The organism is Streptomyces sp. NPDC049687 (assembly GCF_044465285.1).
In the GTDB taxonomy this organism is placed as follows: Bacteria; Actinomycetota; Actinomycetes; order Streptomycetales; family Streptomycetaceae; genus Streptomyces.
The window spans coordinates 1-1,534 of sequence record NZ_JBITLN010000044.1; the positions used below are offsets into that span (position 1 = coordinate 1).

The 1,534-nt window shown below is 70.6% G+C and carries 2 protein-coding genes; both read left to right on the forward strand.

Annotated elements, in window-relative coordinates:
- Nucleotides 1–954 (forward strand): NAD(P)/FAD-dependent oxidoreductase (locus tag ACIBVL_RS43220; RefSeq protein WP_399106783.1); only part of this gene is annotated, 954 nt, incomplete at its 5' end.
- Nucleotides 951–1,534: cyclic nucleotide-binding domain-containing protein (locus ACIBVL_RS43225; protein WP_399106785.1), on the forward strand; the 584-nt coding region annotated here is incomplete at its 3' end. The genes ACIBVL_RS43220 and ACIBVL_RS43225, both read left to right, overlap by 4 nt.

The following is a 1,534-nucleotide window of genomic DNA, read 5'->3' on the forward strand; positions in this document are numbered from 1 at the left end:
CCCGCCGGTCTTGGCGCGGCCGTGTACGGGGCCTCGGAGGGCCTGCGTACGGTGCTCGTGGAGCGGTCGGCGACCGGCGGGCAGGCCGGCCAGAGCTCGCGGATCGAGAACTACCTGGGCTTCCCCGACGGGGTGTCCGGCGCCCAGCTCACCGACCGGGCGCGACGCCAGGCCACGAAGTTCGGCGCCGAGATCCTCACCGCCCGTGAGGTGACAGGGCTGGAGAGCAGCGGGGCGGCGCGGCTCGTACGGTTCGCCGACGGGTCGCAGATCGCGGCGCACAGCGTGATCCTGGCGACCGGCGTGTCCTACCGGCAGCTTCAGGCGCCGGGTGCCGACGAGCTGTCGGGCCGCGGGGTGTTCTACGGGTCCGCGCTCACCCAGGCCGCCGCCTGCCAGGGCCACGACGTGTACATCGTCGGCGGCGCCAACTCGGCCGGACAGGCGGCGATGTACCTGTCCAGAGGCGCCAAGTCGGTCACCCTGCTGGTACGCGGAGCGGACCTCACCGCGTCGATGTCGCACTACCTGATCCAGCAGATCAACGAGGCACCCAACATCTTCGTACGGGCCCACACGGTCGTCGAGGCCGCGCACGGCGACAACCAGCTGGAACAGCTGACCCTGCGCGACACGACGAGCGGGCAGACCGAACTCGTCGACGCGCAGTGGCTGTTCGTGTTCATCGGCGCGGCCCCGCTGACCGACTGGCTGGACGGCACGGTGCTGCGGGACGAGCGCGGGTTCATCCTCGCCGGGCCCGATCTGACCGCCGACGGGCGGGCGCCGGCGGCCTGGGAGCTGGACCGGCCGCCGTACCACCTGGAGACCAGCATCCCCGGCGTGTTCGTCGCAGGGGACGCGCGCGCGGAGTCCGCCAAGCGGGTCGCGTCCGCCGTCGGAGAGGGAGCCATGGCCGTGATGCTCGTCCACCGGTACCTGGAGCAATCGTGAGCGGGCAGGTGATGCCGTGCAGCGCGGCGGAGATCAGCTCGCTGTTCCTCTTCGAGAAGCTCAGCGCCGAGCAGCTCGACAGGCTGTGCAGCGAGGGGCGGGTCGAACTGTTCGACCCCGGGCCGGTGTTCACCGAAGGTGACCCTGCGACCTGCTTCTACGTGATGATCGAGGGCACGCTCGTCATGTCGCGCCGGGTGGGCAGCGACGACATCGAGGTGAGCCGCACGTCCCAGCCAGGGGTGTACGCGGGGGCCGTGATGGCGTACCTCTGGGACGGAAAACCGCAGCGGTACATCAACTCGGTGCGGGTGACCGAGCCGACACGGTTCTTCGTCCTGCCCGCCCAATCGTTCGCGAACCTCGTCCACGAGTGGTTTCCGATGGCGGTCCATCTCCTGGAGGGACTCGCCCTCGGTTCGCAGACCTTTCAGCGGGCCGTCGGGCAGCGCGAACGGCTGCTGGCGCTGGGCTCGTTGTCCGCAGGTCTCACCCATGAGCTCAACAACCCGGCCGCGGCGGCCGTACGGGCCACCTCCTCGCTCAGGGACCGGGCCGCGCACATGCGCCACAAGCTCAG